The organism is Paenibacillus validus NBRC 15382 (assembly GCF_004000985.1).
Taxonomy (GTDB): Bacteria; Bacillota; Bacilli; order Paenibacillales; family NBRC-103111; genus Paenibacillus_G; species Paenibacillus_G validus.
Map to the genome: position 1 here is coordinate 48,359 of NZ_BIMH01000022.1, position 23,802 is coordinate 72,160.

The following is a 23,802-nucleotide window of genomic DNA, read 5'->3' on the forward strand; positions in this document are numbered from 1 at the left end:
TCCTCCCCAAGCTTTGGTCGCAAGGAGAAAAAATGTGGAGGTCATCGGGATGAGCACAACGGCCATGAAGAAATCGATAAGTCAGCTGCTTTGTTTGATGTTGATGTGGGGAATGCTTTCTATTCCGCCGGCGTTCGTTCAGACTGCCGATGCTGCGGTGCCAAGCTTCTATTCGGGTTTTGAGAATAAAGATACTTGGAAACCGACTTGGGAGAATGAGGCGGAAGCCGGCAGCAATGTGATTCAACCGGAATCCAAAGTAAGCAGCGAGAAAAGCCAATCGGGTAAAGGGGCATTATTATTTTCCGGTAAAGCTGCGAGTACCGGCAGCTCTTACACCTACAATAAAGTGTTTGATGTGAACATACCTGTAAAACCGAATACCACAATATCCTATTGGATATACCCGCAAAGCAAATCGGCCCTAGACGGCATGAGCATAAACCATGGGAAAAACAGCACGTTTGTCGCCGTTGATCTCGCCTTTGAAGACGGAACCTACTTGCACGGATCCCATGCAGTGGACCAGCATGGGATCCTCATGCATCCCGAACAGCAGGGCAAGGGCGGGCATTTAGGACTCGACACCTGGAACTTCATTTCATCTGATATCGGCGGCGTCGCGAATGGAAGAACGATTAAGCGGATTCTCGTTTCCTATGAACAAACGGGGAAAATCGGTACGTTCCGCAGCTTTATCGATGAAATTCAAATCAGGAACTCGGAATTCGACCCGACTCCCTATGCAGACCCGTTACTCGGATCGCAAAATAACAAGCTGGACATTGTCGGCTTCGGCGGCAACAGGGGCAATACGTTCCCGGGTGCGGTAGTGCCGTTCGGCATGATTCAGTGGAGTCCGGATACCGGCTACAACGACCTAGGCACCGGTAAAGCGCCTCTGGGCTCGGGATATGATTACGACCGCAAATCCATTGCCGGGTTCAGCTTGACACACATTGACGGACCCGGCTGCGACATCGCTCAGAACATCCCGTTTCTTCCGATTGTAGGTAACTTACGCAAGTCTCCTGCAACCCATTTTGAGGACTATTCCTCTCCTTTTCAACGTGAGAATGAAACAGCGGTTCCTGGTTATTACAGTGTTGTGTTGGATAAATACAACATAAAGACTGAATTTTCTGCAACGGAACGTACCAGTATCGGTAAATTTACCTACCCTTCCTCCACGCAATCCATGATGCTGATCAATACCGGTATTAATGGTACGGGCGTTAGAGATGCAACCGTGAATATTGAAACCAATGACAGGGTCGTAACCGGTTCTGTGAATGCCGGCGGCTTTTGCGGCAGCAAGGGAAGCGGAACCTTGGCGGAAAATACGAACAACTATACCGTTTACTTCGCCGCAGAGTTCAGTCAGCCCTTCACTGAAGTCGGCACCTATAAGGGCGCTCAAATTATGAAGGATCAGGTTTCTGAAAGATCGGATATTCCTAACAACCGTAAAGTAGGCGCTTTCGTCAAGTTTGATACGACCGACAATAAAGAAGTGTACGTGAAGGTTGGGATCTCTTATACCGATATCGAGCATGCCAAGCTGAATTTGAAGACCGAGAACCCGGGATGGAACTTTGAGGCTGTCAAGCAATCGGCTCAGGCAAAATGGAAAAAGGCGCTGAGTACGATTGAAGTATCGGGGGGAACGGAGAAGCATAAACGGATGTTCTACTCTTTCTTGTATCATTCGTTGATCCACCCCAATGTGTACAGCGATGTGAACGGCGATTACAGAGGCTTCGATCAAAAGATCTATAACACGGAAGGCAAATATACGCATTATTCGACCTTCTCCGGATGGGACGTCTACCGGACGCAGATGCAGCTGATCGCCGTTCTTTTCCCGGATATCGGAGCGGATATCGCACAGTCCTTTGTCGATGACGCCAAGAGCAGAAACGGATTTTTACCAAAATGGAGTATAGCTAATTCCGAAACGAATGTCATGAACGGCGATCCTGCATCGATTACGATCTCCAATATGTATGCATTCGGGGCCAGAAGCTTTAATTTGCAAGAAGCTTTGAAGGTCATGGACTTCCATGCGTCGACTCCTTCAAGCCTGAACGGCCGGTTTAACCTGGCCGACTATCTGTCCCTGGGCTATATTCCGATCGAAAGAGGCGGATGGGTGACCGGTTATATCGTGGAATATAATAATGCGGACTTTGCCATCGCCCAGTTTGCCAAAGCGCTCGGCGATGAGGAAAAATACAATATCTATATGAACCGTTCGCAGAGCTGGATGCAATCGTTCAAAGACGGATACATTCAACCCCGGCTTGCCAACGGGAATTTTGAGGCCGGCTTCGATCCTGCAAGCGAGCACGGCTTCCAGGAAGCCAACTCCGCTCAGTATACCTGGGTGCTTCCTTTTAACTACAAAGGATTGTTTGAGAAAATGGGCGGCTTGGAAGCAGCCAGGGCTCGTCTCGATTTCTTCTTCCAAAAATTAAATGCCGGATCCAGAGAACCGCATTCGTTCTTGGGCAATCAGCCGAGTTACGGGATCCCGTGGGCTTACAACTTTGCCGGGCAGCCTTGGAAAACTCAAGAAATCGTGCGCAAGGGCATGGTTGAGCTGTTTCATGACGGTCCGTCAGGATTGATCGGCAATAATGATTTGGGTGCAGGTTCAGCATGGTATGTATTAACAGCTTTAGGATTGTATCCGTCCATTCCGGGTGTCGGCGGCTTTTCGCTGAATGCTCCGCTGTTCGATGAAGCGACCATCAAGCTGGGAGACTGTAAGCAGCTCAAGATTATCGGTAACGGTGCTTCGGAACAAGCGAAATATATCCATAGCCTAAAGCTGAACGGACATGATTATGACAGCACATGGCTGCCTTACGGGTTGATTGAGAACGGAGGCGTACTGGACTTTACACTGGGCACAACGCCTGATACAAGCTGGGCAACCCATCCGCCGGAGCCGTTAGCGCCGCCGTCCAACGGTTACCTCGGAGCGCAAACGGCCGGAAGGGGCCTTGATCCGGCAGGGGAAATCCCGGTCTCCGATGGCACAAGGGTCCGGACAGGAACGGATCATGAAGGGGATTATCAGAAGTGGGCGGTGACCGGACCTTCTTGTGCACCTAACCTATAGTTTAATATCGCTTAATTGCGGGTGTTTAACGAGATCCCGGAGTAAAGCCTTTTTAGGGGTGAGCCCAGTCTGTTATTCATTGTACAAGGAGGTTCCAAGAGAATGAGCAAAAGGCTTTTGAGAATGTTGAATGTCATGTTCTGTACCGCTCTCCTGTCCATCCTGCTTCCGGCTCTAACGGTGCAGGCAGCTCCGGGCGATTTGATCAACGTCGCACTGGCCAACAACCTGAACGTTACCTTTAGCAGAGAAAACCCGCCAAGTGAAACAGCCGTGAAATTGTTTGATAACAGTTCGGGTACAAAGTGGTTAGCCGCACAGACGACGAATGTATGGGTTCAGCTCCAATTCAAATTTGGCGACACACAGGCGGTCCCCAAGTACGCCATGGTGTCAGCCAATGATGCGCCGACACGGGACCCTAGAAACTGGAGAGTCGAGGGCTCCAATGACGGATTGAATTGGGATGTGCTGGATGAGCGAAGCAATCAAACCTTCAGCGCCCGTTTCCAAACGAAGGAATATATGATTGCGGAAGATAAGGTGAAGGACTACGCCTATTACCGGTTATTTATTCTGAATAACAACGGGGAGTCTACCAATACGCAGTTAGCGGATTGGAAATTGTATGCCGTGGAGCTCGATGATGACGCTTCGGTTGATTCCGCGGTGGCGGCACTTCAGTTGGGAGATACGACAGCTTTGATCCAGGGCTTGGCGCTGCCTGTGAATTTCCGGAAAGGCACGTCGGTCAATTGGGTAAGCTCGAATCCTTCCGTGATGAATAACAACGGGAAAATAGTGAAGCGTCCGGAGCTCGGCCAGCCGAACGCGCAGCTGACGCTGACGGCAACGGTGAATAAAGGCGCCGCCGTCCAGACCAAGCCGTTTAACGTTACGGTGCTTGCGCTCAGCGCAGCCGATTTTCAATATGAAGCGGGTATCGATTTTGAATCCGGTTTCGAATCGGGCGATATCGCTCCCACCGATACGACCGGACCGGACAATACTTACCGGCTGCTGTCGATGACGCGAAATGTCGGACAGTTTTGCTGCTCGATCGGCGGAATGGAATCCAAAAAGGGCAACGGGGCTCATAACGGAGCGGGCGCCTTACAGTTTTCGGGAAGTGCTTTGAATAGGGATGAGTCTTATGCTTACAACCAGATATTCGATCATGAAATCGTAGTAAGACCGTCTACTACGCTGTCATATTGGCTCTTCCCGGAAAAAGAAACGGATGTTCTGCCGACACTGGTGAGAACGACCAGCAAATATACAGCACTCGATATCCTCTTTACCGATGGCACCTATTTGCATGATTTGGGTGCGAAAGATCAACATGAGGTTACGCTTCATCCGAATGCCCAAGGCAATGGCGGTTTCGTGATCGAAGATCAATGGAATTTCATTTCTTCGAACATCGGCGCTGTTGCGAACGGGAAAATCATCGATAAAATCCTGTTCGGATTTGACTCCAGCGGCGCTGATACCGGGTATTTCCGTGGAACTGTCGATGATATCACGATCGAGCATGATTCAACAGCCGGGGAAGCAAATACTCAGTCCGTAAACGCTGCGAAAGCCGCGTTAAGTTTAGGCGATACCTCCGCGGTATCCGGCGACATGAATTTGCCCGCGGCAGGCGAGCTGCAAACGACAATCTCGTGGATGAGCTCGAATCCGCTTATGGTTAGCCATGCAGGCAAACTTGGAGCGAGGCCGATTCCGGGTGAGCCGAGTGCAGAGGTCATACTGACTGCGACGATCAGAAAAGGAGACTCGATTGCGGCGAAGACGTTTGCCGTTCATGTGCTGCCGATCACCCATGCAGATGCGGCAGCCCTCGCTGAAGCGGAGCTTCATCTGGGAGACACAAGCGCGGCAGCTGATGATCTGGCATTGCCTGCTGCTGGTAAATATGGCACAACGATCACATGGGCAAGTTCGCATCCGGCAATCATTGACGGCACGGGTGATGTGAACCGTCCGGCTGCGGGTCAACCGGACGCGATAGTCACATTGACGGCAACGATTATCAGCGGTGCAGAATCCCTAACCAAGCCGTTTACGGTGATTGTGGTTGCAGAGGGAGATAAAGGAGATGTAGCGGCAGACCGAGCGCAGCTTGATCTTGGTGAGATCAGTCAGGTGACAAGCAGCTTGTACTTGCCGGATTTCGGACAGCACGGTTCGAGGATAGCATGGGCAAGTTCAAATCCGGCTGTAATTAGTGTGACGGGGGATGTATATCGTCCCGGCACAGGGCAGCTTGATGCTGCGGTGCAGCTGACAGCGTCGCTAACCAAGGGAGCCGAAAGCGATACGAAGTCGTTTACAGTGAACGTCAAAGCGAAAAGCGTGGATGAGGAAATGGTGTTATCGGCTGCGGAGGCTCTTGATTTGGGGAACACCCGAGCTGTTACGAATCATTTGGCATTGCCTATAAGCATTGCAGGTATGCCGAACGTTGTATTGACGTGGGCAAGCTCAGATCCGATGGTCGTTGATTTCCAGGGTCGGGTAGAGCGGCCATGCTTAGGTGAACCGAATGTAACGGTAGCGTTAACGGCGAAGATCAGCAGCGGCACTGCCAGCGTGACGAGAACCTTTAACGTGACGGTCATTGCTCTCGGAGAAAGCGAAGAGCCTCTTGGCGATGACGCGACATTAAGCGGAATCACGATAGACGGCAATCCGTTGTCCGGATTCGATAAGGACACGTTGAACTACACGGTCGAGCTTCCGGAAGACGCAGCTCAAGTACCGGTTGTCCGTGCGGCGGCGGCCGATTCGAATGCAGACGTTGAGATTACACCGGCGGCGAACCTTCCCGGCAATACGGTGATTGTAGTTACGGCAGAGGACCAAATGACGCAGCAAACGTATACCGTTCATTTTACTTTAGCGGGTGCACCCATTAAAGACACGGCGAAATTAGAAGGCGCAGCACGTGTTACAACGGGCGCTTCCTTCGACCTTACTTACGGCTTGAGCAGCGTGAGCCAAAGCGTCTATGCTCAGGATATAAGCTTCACGTATGATCCGGATAAGGTTGAGTTTATTTCTGTAGATTCTCTGCGGGACGATTTTGTGATTGCTGATCAAAAGCTGACATCAGGCCAAATCCGAATCCTGGCCGTAAGCATCGGAAGCGGACTTAACGCCGGCAGTGATTTGCTGCGGCTGCAGTGGAACGCCAAGCTTCTTGCTGAATCATCGGCCGCAACGATAACTATATCCAATCTGGTTATCTCTGACGGCGAGGGAACGGAAACGGAAGTTGAAGGGACTTCCCACCATATTCAAATTAACGCCGTAGACAAAGCGGCACTCCAAGCTTTGATCGCCGAGGCGCAAGAGGTTCATGACGCGGCCGTAGAAGGCACACAAAGCGGCCAATATCCGGCAGGCACGAAAGCTCTTTTGCAAACCGCTATACAGGCTGCGGGCCAGATCGCCGGCAGCCCGACAGCTACCCAAACGCAGGTGGATCAAGGCGCTGCACAGTTGAGTGCTGCACTGCAAGCGTTCCGGGCATCCGTCATTACCAGGCTTCCGGATGATTTGAACGGAGACGATAAATACAGTATCGGCGACTTGGGTATGATGGCTGCTTATTACGGCAAAACATCAGAAGACCCGAATTGGGATCTGTACAAAAAAGCAGATCTGGTTCAGGATGGAATCATCGACATTGCGGATCTTGCGGCATTGGCAAGAAAGATTCTCGGTTAGTGTCTATTCGTTGAGAACTATGATACAACGAAGCAGTCCCCGGTCATTCATAATGACTGGGGATTGCCCGTTTAGAAACTTGTTCAGTGACTCCCTCTACTCTAGAACGGGTGATTGGTGATTACGATGCTTTACACTCGACGGCGGCATTGCATCACATTAAAATGTATTGACATATGAGGAATAAAATGGTACTTTTAATAAAACATATTATACCTATTAATAAACTTGGATATAGCAGCGGACCGGAAAACCGGAGGCATGGAGATTTCGTTCCATGCTTTTTTTGTATAATCCTTTAGGAGGTGCAGCACATGGCCATTTTATTGGAATCGGTAAAGCTTTTAAAAACGGTAAAGTCGAAACGACAATCCTCTGTTGAAAATCGTAAGGATCATTTGGGTTATCTTCGTTCGTTTAAAGATTCATCCAGGTTAATGACGAACAATAAAAGCATAATCAAAGAATTGGAAATGAGGGTATTAGAATGATGAATCATACGAGGATCCTTTACAATAACGATCAAGCTCCTGTACAGGTTAATTTAGTCGGTACCGATGAAAAGCTTATTCCAGCATTGCTATCTGCTTTGAAAAATAACAAGATCACTCTATCCTCTATTCAAGAAGCTCCGGTACGGATTGATTTATTTAGCTCGGAAGCTTTTTTATATTCCTCAGGCGGAGATAAGTATCGTATACCTATCTTTTGACTATCGTTCAGATCACTGGAGATGTTTTCACTCAACCGGAGAGAGCATCTCTTTTCTTTTAAGGCCTCGTCATTCGAACGGAATACCGGAAGGAGTTGTGTCTTTCATTGTTTCCCAGGGTTGGAGAAGAGAGGGCCATGATGGCTGAAGCAAAAGAATGGCGATTGGACGGAAGTGAGCGTTTTCCTGGAACAACCTATGCCGAGGTCGTGCTTGGACCGGCCTTTGAGCAAGCAAAAGCGGAGTTGCTGGAGCCCATGCTGGCTGTCAATAAAGCTCACCTGATTATGCTGCGCGAGGAAGGGTTGCTCGGAGAGGATGAGGCGAATCGCATCGCAGCGGCATTAACGGTCGTACCTGTTGCCAGAATCCGCGCTGAAGCATATACGGGCGCGTTCGAGGATTTGTTTTTCCGGGTTGAGCACGAGCTGACCGAGCTTGCCGGGGAAGCTGCGGGAAATCTTCATTTGGGGCGGAGCCGCAACGATATGGGGATTGCCATCTATCGCTTGGCGCTGCGGGAAAAGCTGCTGAAGACGATCTCCTCTGCGCTGTTTCTGCGGCAGGAACTGCTGCGCTTTGCCGAATCGCATGCCGATACGTTGATGATCGGCTACACCCACACACAGCAAGCGCAGCCGACGACGCTTGGGCATTACATTGCAGCGGTGGCCGATTCGCTGGACCGTGACATTAAGCGGCTGCAGGCTGCTTATTCCGGCTGCAACCGCAGCAGCATGGGTGCGGCTGCGCTGACCACATCCGGCTTCACGATCAATCGGCAGCGGATGGCAGAGCTGCTTGGCTTCGACGGCGTCATCGTCAACGCCTACGATGCGGTCAGCGGTGCTGACTATATCGGCGAAGCCGCATCCGCTGTGCAGCTTGCGGCGGTCAACACCGGCCGCTTTGTCCAGGAGCTGCTGCTGTGGAGCACGCAGGAATTTGCCGTGCTGCGGGTGGCTGCACCTTACGTGCAAATAAGCTCCATCATGCCGCAGAAGCGCAATCCCGTCTCGATCGAGCATATGCGGTCGCTGCTGTCTTCCGCTTTCGGGGACGCACAAACCGTGCTGACGATGACGCATAACACGCCGTTCGGGGACATTGTCGACACAGAGGACGATATGCAGCCTTACGCCTGGAAAGCGCTGGCGACGCTTGGATCGGTCTACAAGCTGCTCGCCAACGTTATCGCTACGCTTGAGATCAGCAAAGACGTGCTGCGCATAAGGGCGGAGGAAAGCTTCGCCACCGTAACCGAGCTGGCGGATACCCTGGTCCGCGAAGAGCGGTTGTCCTTCCGCACAGCGCACAACATTGTAAGCCGAACGGTCAGGAATGTGCTCGAATTTGGCGGAACGGTCCGCCATATCTCACTCAGGCTGCTCGATGAAGCGGCTTTGGCGGTAATCGGGCGGCAGCTGACGCTTGGCGAGGAAAAGCTAAGGCGCGCACTCGATCCGCAGCACTTCATCGAGGTGCGTGCGCTTCAGGGAGGCCCGAATCCGGACGAAGTCCGGCGCGCTATCGGAGAGCAGCGCCAAACGCTTCACGAGCGGCAGGAGTGGCTCGAAGCAGCGTACAGCTCAGCCCGCTCTGCGCAGCAGCTGGTGGAGCGTACCGTCGAGGGATGGGCCCATCAATTCGTTCAAACGGAAGGAGCTTAGCTATGTTCACGAATGGATTCCGAGTCTATGACATCCACGGACACCTGCCCTATCCTTTCGGGTTTATGACGCGTAACCCGGTAGTAACGGCTTTTAACAAGCAGCGAGCCGAGAACATGCGCCTGGCCTGGGACTTCCCGGCCGCCGATAGCGAGCCTGCGACACCCGACAAGCCGATCATCGAACGCTGGGTCGAATCGCTCGACCGCTACGGGATCGGCGGATTGAATTTTTTAACCGCAGCCGACAATGACGATTTGGCCGCACAAATCAGCAGATATCCCGACAGGTTTACAGGCTTTGCCCACCATTCAATCGAATCGCCCGACGCCGCCGAGGAGCTGGAACGGGCAGTCGACGTGCTGGGGTTAAAGGGCTACAAGCTGTTCGGACCGCTGGTGCAAATTCCGTTTCACGACCCCTCTTTGACGCCTGTTTGGAGATTCCTTGCGGAAAGACGGCTGCCCGTACTCATCCACTTTGGACTTCTGGGTCACACGGGAGGCATTGTGCACCACCTGAATATTAACCCGCTCTCCATTTTCAACGTAGCCCGGGAGTATCCCGATATCCCGTTCATCATTCCGCACTTTGGGGCCGGTTATTTTCAGGAGCTGCTTCATCTGTGCTGGGGTTGCCCGAACATTTACATCGATACTTCCGGCTCCAACCAATGGATGCGCTGGACGCCATACGAGCTGACTCTGGAAACGCTCTTCCGCAAAACGTACGAATTAATCGGACCCAAACGTATTGTATTCGGAACGGATTCCGGCAGCTTTCCGAGAGGCTACGTTTACCGGTATTTGCAGGATCAGGTCCGCGTCTGCCGGGAGCTCAGGTTTAGTGAAGAGGACATCGAAAGCATATTCGGCAACAACGCCAGGAGGCTTTTGAACTTATTGTCATGAAGGCATTTCAAGATACTTGTAAGGTAAATCGTACAAATGTAGGGGAGAGGGACTACGATGAGAAAGCATTCCAGGCAAGAGGTTCAAAAGATTACGGGAAAAGCGGCACTGCTTTCTGCGCTCTCCCTGAGCGCCCTGACGGTATTGTCCGGCTGCTCCGGCTCGGGGGCTGCGCAAGCGGACAACGCGAAGCCCGTCGCCGAAGCTCCGAAAGGAGCCCAGCCCACAGCTTCCGACGAGAAAATCACGATTGAATATTGGCAGTACGAATTTCCGGCAAAAGTCGAGCTGGTGAATAAATTGATCCAGGATTTTCAAAAAACGCATCCGAATATTACTATCAAGCATACGAATTTTCCTTATGATCAATACAACGAAAAGGTAGCTACGCTCGTTCCGGCAGGAAAGGGGCCGGATGTGATCAACCTTTACTATGGTTGGCTGCCTAAATATGTGTCTTCCGGTTATTTGCAGCCGCTGCCGGAGAGCGAGTTTTCGGAAGCGAAGGTCAAAGCGGAGTTTTTTCCTTTTGTCGATGCGGCTAAGCTGAACGGTAAATATTACGCTATTCCCACGGCAGTACGGACGCTGGGTCTCTTTTACAACAAGGACCTGTTTACGAAAGCGGGTCTGGATCCGAGCAAGCCTCCGGCTACCTGGGAGGAGCTGATTACTTATGCAAAAAAGCTGACGGAGACCGATAAAAACGGCCAGTTCGTTGTGGAAGGACTTGCCTGGCAGCCGGGCGCCCAGCTTCATCATTGGTTCCGCGATGCCCTGATTTATCAGGCGGGAGGCAAGGATATCAGCGAGGATCGCCGCAAGCTGCTGTGGAACGACTCACTGGCAGGACTCGAGGCGTTCAGTTATCTTGTCGATCTGGCGGTTAAGCATAAGGTCGGCATCAACGGTTTTTATAATGATGATATTACCGCATTCAAAGGCGGCCACGCAGCGATGAATGTAGACGGTTCCTTCCAGCTCGGAAGCATCAAGAGGGATCCGCCGAACTTGAACTATGCTATCGCGCCGCTCCCTTCCTACAAATCGAAGGCGACGCAAGCGTCCTTCTGGGCGAATGCGATTCCGAAAAATGTGGAGGGCAAGAAGCTGGAGGCGGCGACCGAATTCCTGAAGTTTCTGACAAGCAAGGAGGTTCAGGAGCAGTGGGTGGAAAAAATCGGCGAGCTGCCTGCGAAGAAGGAAGTTGCCTTGCAGGAAAAATATACGAAGGATGAAAAGCTTGGGCCGTTCATCGAACAGCTTTCCGTCGCCAACTCCCACTTCTTTGTAGATGAAAAGCTGGAAAGAGACTACTTCACGCAAGCGGTTGATCAAATACTCCTGAATAAAACAGACTACAAGACAGCCTTCGATGAGCTGGTGGCCAAAACCCAGAAGCTGTATGACGATTACTGGGCGAAGCAGGACAAGAAGTAAGGTTCGGGGAGAGGTGAATTCCAATGGAAAAAGCCGAATCGCTGCCTGCAGTAAAACCGGAGGTTGCAGCGCCGAAGGGACTTAGCGTGAAACAGCAGAGGTACCTGTTTATTTACGGATGCCTGATCGTGCCGCTTATTTTCTTTATTACGATCCGCATTGCGCCGATTCTGTACTCATTTAATATCAGCTTGCGGGAATGGGATATGCTTTCCGAGGATAAGCCGTTTGTCGGCCTAGCCAATTTCGTGACGCTGTTTCAAGACGAAGTATTTTTGTCCGCTTTGCGGAACACGTTCGTGTATGTGCTTGTAGGCGTTCCGGGGCAGTTGATCGCCGGGCTTTCGATAGCTCTGCTGCTGCAGAGCATTACCCGCTTTCGCGGGTTGTACCGCGTCGTTTATTTCATTCCCTATGTGACCAGTATTGTGGCGGTCAGCTGGGTATTCCGGTGGATATTGATGAGAAACGGGATTGCCAACGCGCTGTTTCTGGAGCTTGGGTTATCACCGCAGCTGTTTCTCGGTTCTCCCTCTCAAGCGATTTATTTGATCATTTTGGTTATCATTTGGCAGGCGGTCGGATTTCAGATGCTGATTTTCCTGGCTGGGCTGCAACATATTCCGACCTTGTATTATGATGCTGCTGCTATCGATGGAGCGGGGGCATGGCAGAGGTTCCGTCATATTACGCTGCCGCTGCTAAACCCGGTCATCGTATTTTCAGTCGTCATCGGCAGCATCGGCTTTCTGCAAACCTTTACACAGGTGTTGAGCATGACGGACGGCGGGCCGCTGAATTCCACTTTATCTTTAGTGCTGCACATTTACAATCTTGCCTTCAAGCATTTTAAAATGGGGGAAGCCGCCGCCGCTACGGTTGTATTGTTCGCCTTCATCCTGGCTTTATCTTTGCTGCAATTAAAACTGCTGAATAAAAAAATCGAATATTAATAAGGAGCGTTCGTTATGAGCCTATCCCTCAAGAGGACGTCCGCTGCCGCAGGCGTCCATCCGGTTTATTGGCTTCGCGCCGCACCTTACGTGATTCTTGCCGCCGGTGCCATTATGATGCTGTTCCCGTTCTTGTGGATGCTTGCGACCTCTCTCAGAGAGCCTAAAGACTTGTTCACGCTCAACCTTATTCCCAGTCCGGCCACCTTGAGCAATTATGCGCAGATATTCGTGAAGGCACCCTTCGCGAAGTGGATGCTGAACAGCTTCATTATAGCTGGGCTGACCACCGTTAGCGTTTGCTTTTTTGACACTGTGATCGGTTACATTATGGCTAAATTTTCTTTTCATGGGAAAAAGATCATTTTTATAGCCATCTTAAGCACATTAATGGTGCCGACGGAGATGCTGATCATTCCTTGGTATCTTCTATCGGTCAAGTTAAACTTGGTCGATACATATTCGGGAATTTTGTTCCCGGGTCTCATTTCCGCTTTCGGCATTTTCCTGATGAAGCAGTTTATGGAGTCCGTGCCTAATGACCTGCTGGATGCGGCGAGAATCGACGGCATGAGCGAATGGGGAATTCTGGTGCGGATTGCAGTCCCGCTGATCAAGCCTGCCTTGGCGACGCTTTGCATTTTATCCTTTCTGGGCAATTGGAATTCTTTTATCTGGCCTCTTATTGTGACCCAAACGAAGGAAAATCTGACGGTGCCTGTCGGCCTCGCCCTATTTTCCAGTGAACTTAAGGACAGCAGCGGGTGGGTACTGATCATGACGGGCGCCTGCATATCGATTACTCCGTTGATTCTTATTTTTCTTGTCTTTCAAAAACAAATTATTCGCGGAGTCGCACTGACCGGGCTGAAGTAAAAATAAGGGAATTCGTTGTGCATGAAAAAAGTATTGAAATGCGTATTAATCCTAGTATAATACCTGATATAAGTCGATTTACACAGCTAGTCTACCGGACAACTGGGGACGGATCATTCTTAAGAACACTTTTCTTGGGATGCTCTGTCTCTTTTTTGTAGTGCAGCAATGAATAGAAGGGCTTTTATTCATGGGGATCGGTAAGAAGCCGGGGGAGATCAGAAAGCAGAAGGGATGCATGGACAAGCGGAGATGATAGATAGAAACAAGCTTCAATGGATTTTTTTTGATGTGGGTGATACCCTGGTGGATGAATCGCTGCCGTTTCAGAGCAGCATCGAACAATTTGTGCGCTATGCGGGCCTATTGGGTTATACGGTATCCGAGAAAGCTGTAAAAGATGGATTGACGGAGGCTTACACGTCGTTCAGTACCAGGCCGATGTGGCAGGTCATGGAAGCGTTGATTCCTTCCGAAGAAGCACGCATTCAAATACGGGGTCAAATGAAATATGAGAAGCACCTGGAGCAGCCTTTTCCCGAAGCAAAAGAGGTGCTGTTCCGCTTGGCCGAGCATTATAAAATCGGGATTATTGCCAATCAAAGCATAGGCACCTCCGATCGTCTGGAGAACTACGGCTTGCTCCCCTACATTTCCGTCGTATGCTCTTCCGCAGAGGCGGGGCTGTCCAAGCCCGATCCGAAGTTTTTCCATATGGCATTGGAGGAAGCGAAATGTTCACCGGAGCAGGCGGTTATGGTAGGCGATCGGATTGACAACGATATTCTGCCGGCGCAAGCGCTGGGGATGGGCACGGTTTGGGTGAGACAGGGTTATGCCAGGGAACAGCGTATACCTTTATCGGGCATGGCGCCGGATATTATTATAAACCGGCTGTCTGAAATTGTAGGAGCCTTGATAAGGCGTTAATATCCGGACGGAAGCTCGAAAGCGGGCTTAAATAAAGCGGGACAGCCCCATAAGTTATGTCTTGGTTCTCTATTTTTCCAGTACGATATCTTGCAAAGTAATGGCCCATTGTGTAGAGCTTTCGAAAAACCCGGGTTGAGGTGTGAATAAAACTACGAATTATGGACCGTCACAGAAAAAAATGAATAATCTGATTATTTTATCCTTTACATAAAATATGGAATTATATATAATAATTTCAACAACGCAAGCGTATGCATTATAAAGTGAAGGATGTAGGGGAGTATGCCGATTACAACAAAGGATATTGCGCGAATTGCAAACGTAAGTCAATCTACAGTATCACGTTGCTTAAATAATAGTCCAACAATTTCAGAGGAAACCAAGAAGAGAGTACTGCAAATCGCCCAACAAAACGGCTTTCAATTCAATGCTAACGCAAGAAGTTTGAGTACTAACAAAACGCACACGATAGGCGTCATTTTTCCGAGAATTTTGCTTGACTACGGGTTTGATATTAATTTCAAATCCTGGCAAGATGAGTTGATGGAAAATCTGGAACGTCTAAACCTAGACGTCATCGTATCCTTATTTGAGAATAGATTTACGAAGCAAAATAATATTAAAAAGCTAATTACGGGAAGAAAAGTTGATGGGCTCATTATTTTGCAACCGGAGTTAGATCGTGACACCGTAACTTTTTTGGAGAAAATGAATGTCCCTTATGTTTTTTGCAAGTATTTGCCTGATATTTACAAAACCGAGGAAGTGGATTTTGTTTATGTGAATCAATTTAAAGGAGGGTATTTGGCTTCCGAACATCTGTTGAATCTAGGACATAAAAATATTTTGTGTATTTCCGCAAATGTTGGAGGCGATGAGTTTAGATTAAGAACGGAAGGTTTTAAATCGGCTTTCACCGATCATGGTCTTGAGTTTGATGATAAGATGTTGTTTTTTGGAGATACAACTTTTAAGTCGGGTTATCAGGTTATTAAGGAAAACGAAGGAGTATTAAAAGAAATTACGGCTATCTTTGCTCAAAATGACTTGATGGCGTTAGGCGTAATCTCAGCATTGAAGGATCGGGGAATTGATGTGCCGAACGATATTGCGGTGGTCGGTTACGATAATATCGAGATCTGTGAATTTTTCAAACCACATTTAACCACAATTCATCAACCTACTAAAGAGCTTGCGGAGTTAACTTGTGATCGATTAGTAGCGCTGTTAAACTCCAAGAAGTCAAACGTAAAACAAAAAACAGTAATTGAACCTAAATTAGTCATTAGAGAATCATGTGGCAGCCAAATAAGCCGAACATAACATCCTACTTCTTGTTATTTAAAATCAGGTGTAATCTTTTAATTTTTTTTGAATATAATGCAACCGTATGCGTCATAGGATACAGTGCTGCATTTACTTTTTTCAGATTTATGCATACGGTTGCTTAAAATCATACATGCGTTTGAATTTGATACTAAGAAAGGATGTTGAGTGTGGAGAAATGGTTAGAGGGAAAGATATGTATGGTTACCGGGGCTGCCAGAGGAATGGGAAAGGCATTAGCCATGAAGTATGCCGAACATGGAGCCAATGTTGTATTGATGGATGTAAACAAGGAAAGCGTTGAAGCAGCTGCAAAAGAAATCGAAGCCCTGGGGGTACAAGCATTGCCTCTCAAGGTAGATGTAACTTCTTCGCTAGAGATTAATCACGCATTGGATGAAGTTGAATCCAGGTTCACAACAATTGACGTATTGGCAAATTGTGCCGGCATCTCTACCTCCAGTTTGATCCTGGATGTTGAAGAAGAAGAATGGGATCGAGTTTTCAATGTGAATTTGAAATCGGTTTATTTACTCAGCAGACGTGTAGCAAAAAATATGATTAACAACAACGTTAAAAACGGGAAAATTATTACAATTTCATCTCAAGCTTCGAAGATTGGCGAACTTGGAAACGGGCCGTATAGCGCTTCAAAAGCAGGGGTAAATTCGCTAACCCAGGTGCTTGGTCTGGAACTAGCGGAATATGGGATTGCGGTCAATGCCGTTTGCCCCGGCTATGTAAATACCGAAATGATCCAGCAGGTGTTCCAAAAGAGAGGACCGATCGAGGGGATGACGCCAAAAGAATATGAAGAAACATTAACAAGTCAGGTACCGATGAAGAGAATGGCGGAGCCTGAAGAAATAGCAGAATTTATGCTGTTTTTAAGCAGCGAGAAAGCAAATTATATTACGGGAGTATCATTGACCATTGCCGGTGGAAAAACAATCATTTGATGGAGAAGGAGTGATCGTAGTGCGACTCTGCCTTGTGACAGATTCACTGGGGAACATGTCTTTTATAGAAATGCTTGCTGCATCCGCATCTTTAGGCTATGAGTCTTTAGAGTTTGCATGTGGTAATTGGTCGAAAGCACCCCATATAGACTTAGATGAACTTCTGGAGAGTGAATTGAAACGAGATAAATTTGTAAGCGCTGTCAAAGGTGAGGGGCTTGAAATAGAAGCATTGAATTGTTCTGGTAATCAATTAGCCCCAAATGAAGAAGGAAGGGCACATCAGGTAGTAGTGGAAAAAACCTTTAGACTCGCGGAAATGTTGGGAGTAAAAACGATTGTTATGATGTCTGGACTTCCAGGTGGAGGTCCGAAGGATACAATCCCTAACTGGATCACAACGAGCTGGCCGCCATTGACTACAGAAGTTCTGAACTGGCAATGGAATGAAATCGCATTCCCCTATTGGGAAAAAACGGTGAAGCAAGCAAAAGAACATGGGATCGAAAAGATTGCTTTAGAAAATCATGGGTGTCAGCTGGTTTATAATCCGCAGACGCTGATCAAATTAAGAAACCAGGTGGGAGAAATGGTTGGAATGAACCTTGATCCAAGCCACTTGTTTTGGATGGGAGGAGATCCAATTTTAGCTGCAAGACATTTAGGAGCTGCGATTTATCATATTCATGCCAAAGACGTACGTATTGAAAGAGGATTCGTTGGAACGGACGGGGTTCTTGATACAAGAACGATAGATCGTTTTTTTGAGCGTTCATGGAATTACGTAGCTTTGGGCTATGGGCATGATGTTCATTGGTGGAGTGAATTTTTTACGGTGGTTAGAATGATGGGTTACGATGGACCCATAAGTCTTGAGAATGAAGATTTAAGTATGGATCAACTAACTTCGGTAAAGAAATCTACTAAAGTATTGCAAGAAGCGATGCCGCGGGATTTTGATTCTGCTAGAGGAGTAGGCTTACTATGAAATTTTCTATCTGCAGCTGGACATTTGGAAATGAGCCCATCGAAAAGGTCATGAAATTTGTATCTGAGACAGGTTATGACGCTATTGAAATCCGTGCAGCAGTGAATGAATATAATTGGAAGGAACTTTTACGCCTATCGAAGGATCTGTCCTTAGACATCGGAGGATTAACTGGAGATACCGGCTGGCCTTGTGAAGAGCAGGATTTGGCTAATCGAAGTGCGGCTCATCGTCAGCGTGCTGTTGAATATTTCAAACGGCAAATAGAAGCGGTGAAAGAAGTCGAAGGCAGCTATCTTGTTGTATGCCCCTCGGCTGTAGGGAAAACAGCTTTGATGGGAAATCCGGGGGAAGATTGGAAATGGGCGGTTGATTCCGTTCAAAAATTAACAGATCAAGCAAGTGAATGGGATGTCACACTGGTAATCGAGCCTTTAAATCGTTATGAAAGCTGTATAGTGAATACAGCGGAGCATGCCTTGCAATTTGTTCAAGAGGTGGGGCATCCCAACGTAAAAACGTTATTGGATTCCTATCATATGAACGTGGAAGAAAAAGATATGGAAACGCCGTTCTTCACCGTGAAAGACCATTTGGAAATCCTTCATGTTGCAGACAGTAACCGGCAGGCGTTAGGAAGAGGCCATATCAACTTTGCTCCATTTGTATCCGGTATCCAAAAGGCTGCGTTTAACGGAACGGTTGTTGTTGAATGTTGTGCTCCTGGTGCCAATCCTTTTCAAGCTGATAAGGGACATCCTGCGATGGAATGGATCTATACCTATGCGACGGAATCGCTCGCGTATTTAAAGAAACACTTCAGATCGTAATGCACAATCCTATCTCAATTAAGGGGGATTTATCCATGAAGGCGAAAAGAAATCTGGTCATGTTGTTTACCTTGTTTTGTTTGGCGCTGATTTTCTCCGGTTGTTCGAGTGATGCATCCAATTCGGGGACCCCATCCGCTGCCTCATCTGAAACCCCGGCAAAAAATAAAAAGAAAGTGGTAGGTGTTTTAATCGGGGATTTCAGCGCACAGTTTCATGCATACATCATGGATGGAATGAAGGTGGAGGCCAAAAAATATCCCGATGTTCAATTTGTTTACGTAGATGGAAAGTTCGACTCCACGGTTCAATTGGGTCAGGTTGAGAACTTTATTGCCCAAAAAGTGGATGCCATCATTTTCGTACCGGGAGATAGTGAAGGTTCTAGGCCGGCTGTGGATTTAATCGCCAAAGCAGGAATTCCTCTGATCAATGTAAACACCAAAGTACCGAATGCCGACCAGGTTGCTGCTTACGCATATGCAGGTTCCAGTTCTGTAGAATCCGGAGAAATCTTGATGGAAGCAATGGCCGAAGTTATGGGTGGAAAGGGTAATATGATTGAATTGCAAGGCTGGTATGGTCATGAACCTCAGATCGAAAGACACCAAGGTATTGCAAATATTCTTAAAAAGCATCCTGACATTAAAGTTCTTGCAGAGGATTCCGGTAAATGGAATAGAGAAGAAGGCATGAAGAAGGTTGAGAACTGGATTCAGTCAGACTTAAAAGGCAAATTTAATGCAATTGTTGCTCATAACGATGAAATGGCGGTCGGAGCTGTAAAAGCACTTGAAGATGCCGGTTTACTGGAGCAAGTTGTAGTTGGAGGCATTGACGCAACACCTGACGCTTTAAATATGTTGAAAGCAGGTAAACTGAAAGTTACTGTGTTTCAGGATGCTTTTGGTCAAGGCGCCAAAGGTGTGGAACTTGCTGTTAAAGTACTGAATGGTGAAAAACTGGAAAAAGAATATATTATTCCTTATAAACGTGTCAAACCTGAAGAAGCCGATAAATATCTTGCCATTTACGGCAAAAAGTAAACTTTATACTTACTATAAAAAAATAGGATAGGTACCAACCGCTTCATGTTGGTACTTGTCCTCCTGAAATGAGGGAATAGGATGCAAGAACAATATGTACTGGAAATGGAGCATATATCCAAAACATTCCCGGGCGTACGGGCTTTAGAAGACGTAAGTTTTAAAGTTAGGAAAGGAACCGTACATGCTTTGATGGGTGAGAATGGAGCGGGAAAGTCTACACTCATGAAGATTTTAGGGGGCATATACTGGCCTGAAACCGGACGGATCAAGTTAAGGGGCAAAGAAATTGGGATGCTCAATCCTAGAGATTCTCTGAAGAACGGAATTTCTATGATACACCAGGAGTTAACTTCTGTTTATGATATGACCGTTGCAGAAAATATTTTTTTAGGAAGAGAACCTCTTTTCGCAAAATTTTGGGTAAATGAGAAAAAATTAAACGAGGACACCCGTCATTTATTAGAAAGCTTAGAAATTTCGATTGACCCGAAAACGAAAATGAAAGACCTCTCCATTGCAAGAATGCAGCTGGTCGAGATTGCCAAAGCGATCTCTTACAATTCCGAAATCATTATTATGGATGAGCCAACCTCGGCAATTACGGACCGGGAAGTTGCTCATTTGTTTAAGATCATACGCTCACTTACGAATAAGGGAGTATCCATTATTTATATTTCCCATAAAATGGACGAAATCTTTGAGATAGCTGACGAAATTACGGTGTTAAGAGACGGGGAATTGGTAGATAGTAAACACGTAAAAGAACTGACCCAACAAGATTTAATTTCCATGATGGTTGGCAGGGAATTGAAAGAGCTGTTTCCCAAGAAGGAGGTTAGGATTGGGGAGAAGGTCTTAGAGGTAAAAAATCTGTCTTTAAAAGGAAAATTTAATAATATCTCATTCCAACTCCGAAAAGGAGAAATACTTGGTATTGCAGGCTTGATGGGATCAGGAAGATCAGAAGTCATGGAAAGTCTTTTCGGACTCGCTAAACCGGATGAAGGGGAAATATTTTTCCATGGTAAAAAAGTGGATATTAAATCTCCAGAAGACGCTAAAAAAAATGGATTGGCATTTATTACTGAGGATAGGAAATTAACAGGACTGTTTCTACCCCATTCTGTAAAAGACAATATGATCGCAGCCAGTTTGGAAAAATATGCGAAGGGAATATTCATGAATGAAGGGAAGATCAGAAATGAATGCAATAAACAAAGGGAGCTCTTGGGGGTTAAAACACCTGATATTAACCAGAAAGTTAAAAATTTAAGTGGGGGAAATCAGCAGAAAGTATTAATTGCGAAATGGCTTTTAACGGATGCTGAAGTCATCATCCTGGATGAACCTACAAGGGGAGTTGACGTAGGAGCGAAGTCAGAAATACATGCTCTAATGGGTAAATTGGTCGAGGAAGGCAAAGCTGTCATTATGATTTCCTCTGAGATGCCGGAAGTGCTAGGGATGAGCGATAGAATTATTGTTATGCACGAAGGTAAAATTTCTGGAGAATTATCAAGAGCAGAAGCTAACCAAGATAAGATTATGAAATATGCAACCGGATTCGTGAATTGAAACACTTACATGTATCATCAACGGCTGAAAATAAATGAATGAGTTAGGAGTGCATGATATGGCAACCCCCAAAATAGAGGCATCCAATATGGAAATCCCCAATAAGCAGTCATTATTTGATATTAAAAAATTGCTGCATATTCTTAATAAGTTCACGATTTTCTTTATCCTGCTGGCCATGGTGATCATATTATCGATCATTGAGCCGAACTTCCTTACGTCAGTGAACTTGCTGAATATTGTCAGACAAATTACTTTGATTGCCATTATAGGTTTCGGCTTGACGATGATCATTATAACAACCGGTATTGATTTATCTCCAGGGTCAATCGTAGCCATTGTATCCGTAGCATCAGCCATGTACGCGCATCCCGGTGAATATCCTTTGGTAGTATCCATTATCGTGGGGCTTTCACTTGGTGTTGCAGCAGGATTGATTAATGGATTAATTGTCGCTAATTTGAAAATACCCGCTTTTATCGTTACGCTAGGCATGATGATATCTGCCAGAGGGGTTTCCTATATATTCAGCGATGGGCATCCTATTACAGGTTTTTCAAAAGAATTCGATTTTATTGGCAGAGGATATGTATTTGGAATTCCTTTCATGATCTATGTGCTGGTGTTGGTCGGGATCGTGTCTCATATCATCCTTAGACATACCCGACTCGGGAAAAGCATCTACGCGATCGGCGGGAATGAACAGGCCGCGGTTGTATCCGGTATCAATGTGAAAAGAACCTTGTTGTTTGTATATATGTACGGCGGTTTAATGGCAGGCGTAGCCGGCATTATGTTGGCTTCTCGAATCGGGGCGGGACAGCCAACCGCCGGTTTAGGTTATGAATTGGATGCCATCGCGGCTGTAGTCATCGGTGGAACAAGTTTGATGGGCGGCGTTGGTACGATCGTCGGAACCTTAATAGGAGCTCTCATCATCGGTGTTTTAAATAACGGAATGGATTTGATGCATGTGTCCGGGTATTGGCAGCAGGTATTGAAGGGAGTAATTATTGTAGGGGCCATCATACTGGATAAATATAGAAATCAATAAAGAATGAACAAGGAGGGGAAAATCATGGCCAATACAAGTAAAAGAAGAGACTATAGCCTTACTGGACCGGAAAACAGGAAGGCCGAGGAAAAGGGACTTGCCGCTGCGGAGTGGTACACTTGTCCGATTCCTCGTCAACGGTTGAAGGAGCTGATGAAGCGAAAGGACGGACCGGCCATACGCGATACGCTAATCTGGTTCGCTGCTCTTATTGGCTTGGGGGTTGCTGCGTATTATTCATGGGGGACTTGGTGGGCGATTCCGGCATTCTTTCTTTACGGCGTCGTATACGCTTTGCCCGGCAATTCGCGGTGGCACGAATGCGGTCATGGAACCGCCTTCAAGACGCCTTGGATGAACGAAGTCCTTTACCAGATCTCCTCATTCATGTGCTTGTTTCCGGCGACGCCTTGGCGATGGAGCCATGCCCGACATCATACCGACACCATTATCGTCGGCCGCGATCCCGAGATTGTCGCCGAGAGGCCGCCAATCTGGCGCATCATACTCATGGAAATTTTTCGTTTGCATGGCGGACCACGAGACCTCAAAAGGGTGATCTTACATTTCTTTGGCAAAATGGACAAAGAGGAAGAGAGCTATATTCCTGTCTCAGAGCGCAGAAAAGTGTGTTGGGAAGCGCGTGTATGGGTATTCATCTTTCTGGCGGTCATAGCTTCATGTGTTTATATGCAAAGCATACTGCCGGCCATGTTTATCGGCCTTCCGACATTTTATGGCTTCATCGGGGTTCTCATTACCGGGTTTATTCAACATTTGGGTCTAAGCGAAGATGTGCTTGATCATCGTTTAAACACGCGTACCGTCTATATGAACCCGATTTTCAGGTTCCTTTATTGGAACATGAACTATCACGTAGAGCATCATATGTTCCCGATGGTTCCGTATCATGCTCTGCCAGCCTTGCATGAAGAGATGAAACCTGACTGCCCGGCGGCAAGCCCTAGCACTTGGGCAGCCGTCAAGGAGGTTTTCACAGCGCTGCGGAAACAGCGAAAAGACCCCACGTATACGATTGTACGCCCTCTACCCAGCACGGCGCGCCCGTATCGGTATGGTCCGCATCCGTTTGGAACGGTGGCAGGGAGAGAGGTTGATCCTATTTGGAGGGAATCCGTATGAATCATGAGAATTGGATTGAATCATGTGCGGTCGACGATATCGACGAGGAGGACGTCATCCGTTTTGATTATGGTGAAAAAACTTTCGCGATCTATCGTACGGACAAGGACGAATTTTACGCGACCGACGGCTACTGCACCCACGAAAAGTTTCACTTGGCAAATGGCCTTGTAATCGGCACCCAAATTGAATGCCCTAAACATAATGGACGATTAGATTTTATAACGGGCGAAGCAAAACGCGCACCTATCTGTGTGAAGATTAAGACTTATCCGGTTAAGGTTGAAGCAGGAAAGGTTTTTATAAAGATGGACTAGGGTCTTGGGACATGAAATTACAAAAGTGAGGGCTGCCGCGGTCACGGCAGCCCTCTTTCCGGCGGGAGGACATGGGCCAAACATTTAAAAATATATTGACACCGCTTCCAAAACAGATTTAAAATGGAAGCAGTTGGTGATATTTTTTTAGAAACAAATTAGATCGATCTAAATCCAGGTGATTCCGGTATTTTAACCTTC

19 protein-coding genes are annotated in these 23,802 nt (G+C 47.5%); all 19 read left to right on the forward strand.

What is annotated here, in order from left to right:
- Positions 1-49 precede the first annotated feature (49 nt).
- The 19 genes from PVA01S_RS15485 (at position 50) to PVA01S_RS15570 (ending at position 23,601) form a co-directional block, all read left to right on the forward strand.
- The gene (locus tag PVA01S_RS15485; RefSeq protein WP_127608363.1) at positions 50-3,127 is read left to right on the forward strand and encodes a GH92 family glycosyl hydrolase; all 3,078 of its coding nucleotides are present in this window, start codon (positions 50-52) and stop codon (positions 3,125-3,127) included.
- A gap of 102 nt (positions 3,128-3,229) precedes the next feature.
- Entirely contained in the window at positions 3,230-6,865 is a 3,636-nt protein-coding gene (locus PVA01S_RS15490) for an immunoglobulin-like domain-containing protein (RefSeq protein WP_127608364.1), read from the forward strand.
- A gap of 314 nt (positions 6,866-7,179) precedes the next feature.
- Positions 7,180-7,356 carry a hypothetical protein gene (locus PVA01S_RS26675; RefSeq protein ID WP_155615143.1) on the forward strand — a complete coding sequence of 59 codons (177 nt, stop codon included), beginning with the start codon at positions 7,180-7,182 and terminating at the stop codon, positions 7,354-7,356.
- The gene (locus PVA01S_RS15495; RefSeq protein ID WP_127608365.1) at positions 7,353-7,577 is read left to right on the forward strand and encodes a hypothetical protein; all 225 of its coding nucleotides are present in this window, start codon (positions 7,353-7,355) and stop codon (positions 7,575-7,577) included. Before PVA01S_RS26675 ends, PVA01S_RS15495 begins: the two co-directional genes overlap by 4 nt.
- A 140-nt stretch (positions 7,578-7,717) precedes the next feature.
- A complete protein-coding gene (gene argH / locus PVA01S_RS15500; protein ID WP_412760901.1) occupies positions 7,718-9,247 on the forward strand; it encodes an argininosuccinate lyase in 1,530 nt (509 codons plus the stop codon).
- A 2-nt stretch (positions 9,248-9,249) separates the two neighbouring features.
- The gene (locus PVA01S_RS15505; protein WP_127608367.1) at positions 9,250-10,158 is read left to right on the forward strand and encodes an amidohydrolase family protein; all 909 of its coding nucleotides are present in this window, start codon (positions 9,250-9,252) and stop codon (positions 10,156-10,158) included.
- A 57-nt stretch (positions 10,159-10,215) separates the two neighbouring features.
- A complete protein-coding gene (locus PVA01S_RS15510; RefSeq protein ID WP_127608368.1) occupies positions 10,216-11,598 on the forward strand; it encodes an extracellular solute-binding protein in 1,383 nt (460 codons plus the stop codon).
- Between the two features lie 23 nt (positions 11,599-11,621).
- Complete coding sequence (locus PVA01S_RS15515) at positions 11,622-12,551, forward strand: carbohydrate ABC transporter permease (protein ID WP_127608369.1); 930 nt, start codon at positions 11,622-11,624, stop codon at positions 12,549-12,551.
- A gap of 15 nt (positions 12,552-12,566) precedes the next feature.
- A complete protein-coding gene (locus tag PVA01S_RS15520; RefSeq protein ID WP_127608370.1) occupies positions 12,567-13,427 on the forward strand; it encodes a carbohydrate ABC transporter permease in 861 nt (286 codons plus the stop codon).
- A 252-nt stretch (positions 13,428-13,679) separates the two neighbouring features.
- Entirely contained in the window at positions 13,680-14,357 is a 678-nt protein-coding gene (locus PVA01S_RS15525) for an HAD family hydrolase (protein WP_164751853.1), read from the forward strand.
- A gap of 285 nt (positions 14,358-14,642) precedes the next feature.
- Complete coding sequence (locus PVA01S_RS15530; RefSeq protein ID WP_127608372.1) at positions 14,643-15,683, forward strand: LacI family DNA-binding transcriptional regulator; 1,041 nt, start codon at positions 14,643-14,645, stop codon at positions 15,681-15,683.
- A gap of 173 nt (positions 15,684-15,856) precedes the next feature.
- The gene (locus tag PVA01S_RS15535) at positions 15,857-16,645 is read left to right on the forward strand and encodes an SDR family NAD(P)-dependent oxidoreductase (protein ID WP_164751854.1); all 789 of its coding nucleotides are present in this window, start codon (positions 15,857-15,859) and stop codon (positions 16,643-16,645) included.
- Between the two features lie 19 nt (positions 16,646-16,664).
- The gene (locus PVA01S_RS15540) at positions 16,665-17,633 is read left to right on the forward strand and encodes a sugar phosphate isomerase/epimerase family protein (RefSeq protein WP_127608387.1); all 969 of its coding nucleotides are present in this window, start codon (positions 16,665-16,667) and stop codon (positions 17,631-17,633) included.
- Complete coding sequence (locus PVA01S_RS15545) at positions 17,630-18,463, forward strand: sugar phosphate isomerase/epimerase family protein (RefSeq protein ID WP_054799325.1); 834 nt, start codon at positions 17,630-17,632, stop codon at positions 18,461-18,463. The genes PVA01S_RS15540 and PVA01S_RS15545 overlap by 4 nt, the downstream gene beginning before the upstream one ends.
- A 35-nt stretch (positions 18,464-18,498) precedes the next feature.
- Entirely contained in the window at positions 18,499-19,509 is a 1,011-nt protein-coding gene (locus PVA01S_RS15550; protein WP_164751855.1) for a sugar ABC transporter substrate-binding protein, read from the forward strand.
- A gap of 81 nt (positions 19,510-19,590) precedes the next feature.
- Positions 19,591-21,087 (forward strand): sugar ABC transporter ATP-binding protein, encoded by a 1,497-nt coding sequence (locus tag PVA01S_RS15555; protein WP_127608375.1) that lies wholly within the window; start codon positions 19,591-19,593, stop codon positions 21,085-21,087.
- A 58-nt stretch (positions 21,088-21,145) separates the two neighbouring features.
- On the forward strand, positions 21,146-22,141 hold the full coding sequence (locus PVA01S_RS15560) for an ABC transporter permease (protein ID WP_244932969.1): 996 nt from the start codon (positions 21,146-21,148) through the stop codon (positions 22,139-22,141).
- 24 nt (positions 22,142-22,165) lie between these two features.
- A complete protein-coding gene (locus PVA01S_RS15565) occupies positions 22,166-23,284 on the forward strand; it encodes a fatty acid desaturase family protein (RefSeq protein ID WP_127608376.1) in 1,119 nt (372 codons plus the stop codon).
- Positions 23,281-23,601, forward strand: a complete 321-nt coding sequence (locus PVA01S_RS15570) for a MocE family 2Fe-2S type ferredoxin (RefSeq protein ID WP_127608377.1) — start codon at positions 23,281-23,283, stop codon at positions 23,599-23,601. Before PVA01S_RS15565 ends, PVA01S_RS15570 begins: the two co-directional genes overlap by 4 nt.
- Positions 23,602-23,802: the final 201 nt, after the last annotated feature.

What these genes read in the sequence shown, in the direction of transcription:
- PVA01S_RS15485 (WP_127608363.1), top strand. Translation starts at nt 50, where the DNA reads ATGAGCACAACGGCCATGAAGAAATCGATAAGTCAGCTGCTTTGTTTG.
- PVA01S_RS15490 (WP_127608364.1), top strand. Translation starts at nt 3,230, where the DNA reads ATGAGCAAAAGGCTTTTGAGAATGTTGAATGTCATGTTCTGTACCGCT.
- PVA01S_RS26675 (WP_155615143.1), top strand. Translation starts at nt 7,180, where the DNA reads ATGGCCATTTTATTGGAATCGGTAAAGCTTTTAAAAACGGTAAAGTCG.
- PVA01S_RS15495 (WP_127608365.1), top strand. Translation starts at nt 7,353, where the DNA reads ATGATGAATCATACGAGGATCCTTTACAATAACGATCAAGCTCCTGTA.
- argH (WP_412760901.1), top strand. Translation starts at nt 7,718, where the DNA reads ATGGCTGAAGCAAAAGAATGGCGATTGGACGGAAGTGAGCGTTTTCCT.
- PVA01S_RS15505 (WP_127608367.1), top strand. Translation starts at nt 9,250, where the DNA reads ATGTTCACGAATGGATTCCGAGTCTATGACATCCACGGACACCTGCCC.
- PVA01S_RS15510 (WP_127608368.1), top strand. Translation starts at nt 10,216, where the DNA reads ATGAGAAAGCATTCCAGGCAAGAGGTTCAAAAGATTACGGGAAAAGCG.
- PVA01S_RS15515 (WP_127608369.1), top strand. Translation starts at nt 11,622, where the DNA reads ATGGAAAAAGCCGAATCGCTGCCTGCAGTAAAACCGGAGGTTGCAGCG.
- PVA01S_RS15520 (WP_127608370.1), top strand. Translation starts at nt 12,567, where the DNA reads ATGAGCCTATCCCTCAAGAGGACGTCCGCTGCCGCAGGCGTCCATCCG.
- PVA01S_RS15525 (WP_164751853.1), top strand. Translation starts at nt 13,680, where the DNA reads ATGATAGATAGAAACAAGCTTCAATGGATTTTTTTTGATGTGGGTGAT.
- PVA01S_RS15530 (WP_127608372.1), top strand. Translation starts at nt 14,643, where the DNA reads ATGCCGATTACAACAAAGGATATTGCGCGAATTGCAAACGTAAGTCAA.
- PVA01S_RS15545 (WP_054799325.1), top strand. Translation starts at nt 17,630, where the DNA reads ATGAAATTTTCTATCTGCAGCTGGACATTTGGAAATGAGCCCATCGAA.
- PVA01S_RS15550 (WP_164751855.1), top strand. Translation starts at nt 18,499, where the DNA reads ATGAAGGCGAAAAGAAATCTGGTCATGTTGTTTACCTTGTTTTGTTTG.
- PVA01S_RS15555 (WP_127608375.1), top strand. Translation starts at nt 19,591, where the DNA reads ATGCAAGAACAATATGTACTGGAAATGGAGCATATATCCAAAACATTC.
- PVA01S_RS15560 (WP_244932969.1), top strand. Translation starts at nt 21,146, where the DNA reads ATGGCAACCCCCAAAATAGAGGCATCCAATATGGAAATCCCCAATAAG.
- PVA01S_RS15565 (WP_127608376.1), top strand. Translation starts at nt 22,166, where the DNA reads ATGGCCAATACAAGTAAAAGAAGAGACTATAGCCTTACTGGACCGGAA.
- PVA01S_RS15570 (WP_127608377.1), top strand. Translation starts at nt 23,281, where the DNA reads ATGAATCATGAGAATTGGATTGAATCATGTGCGGTCGACGATATCGAC.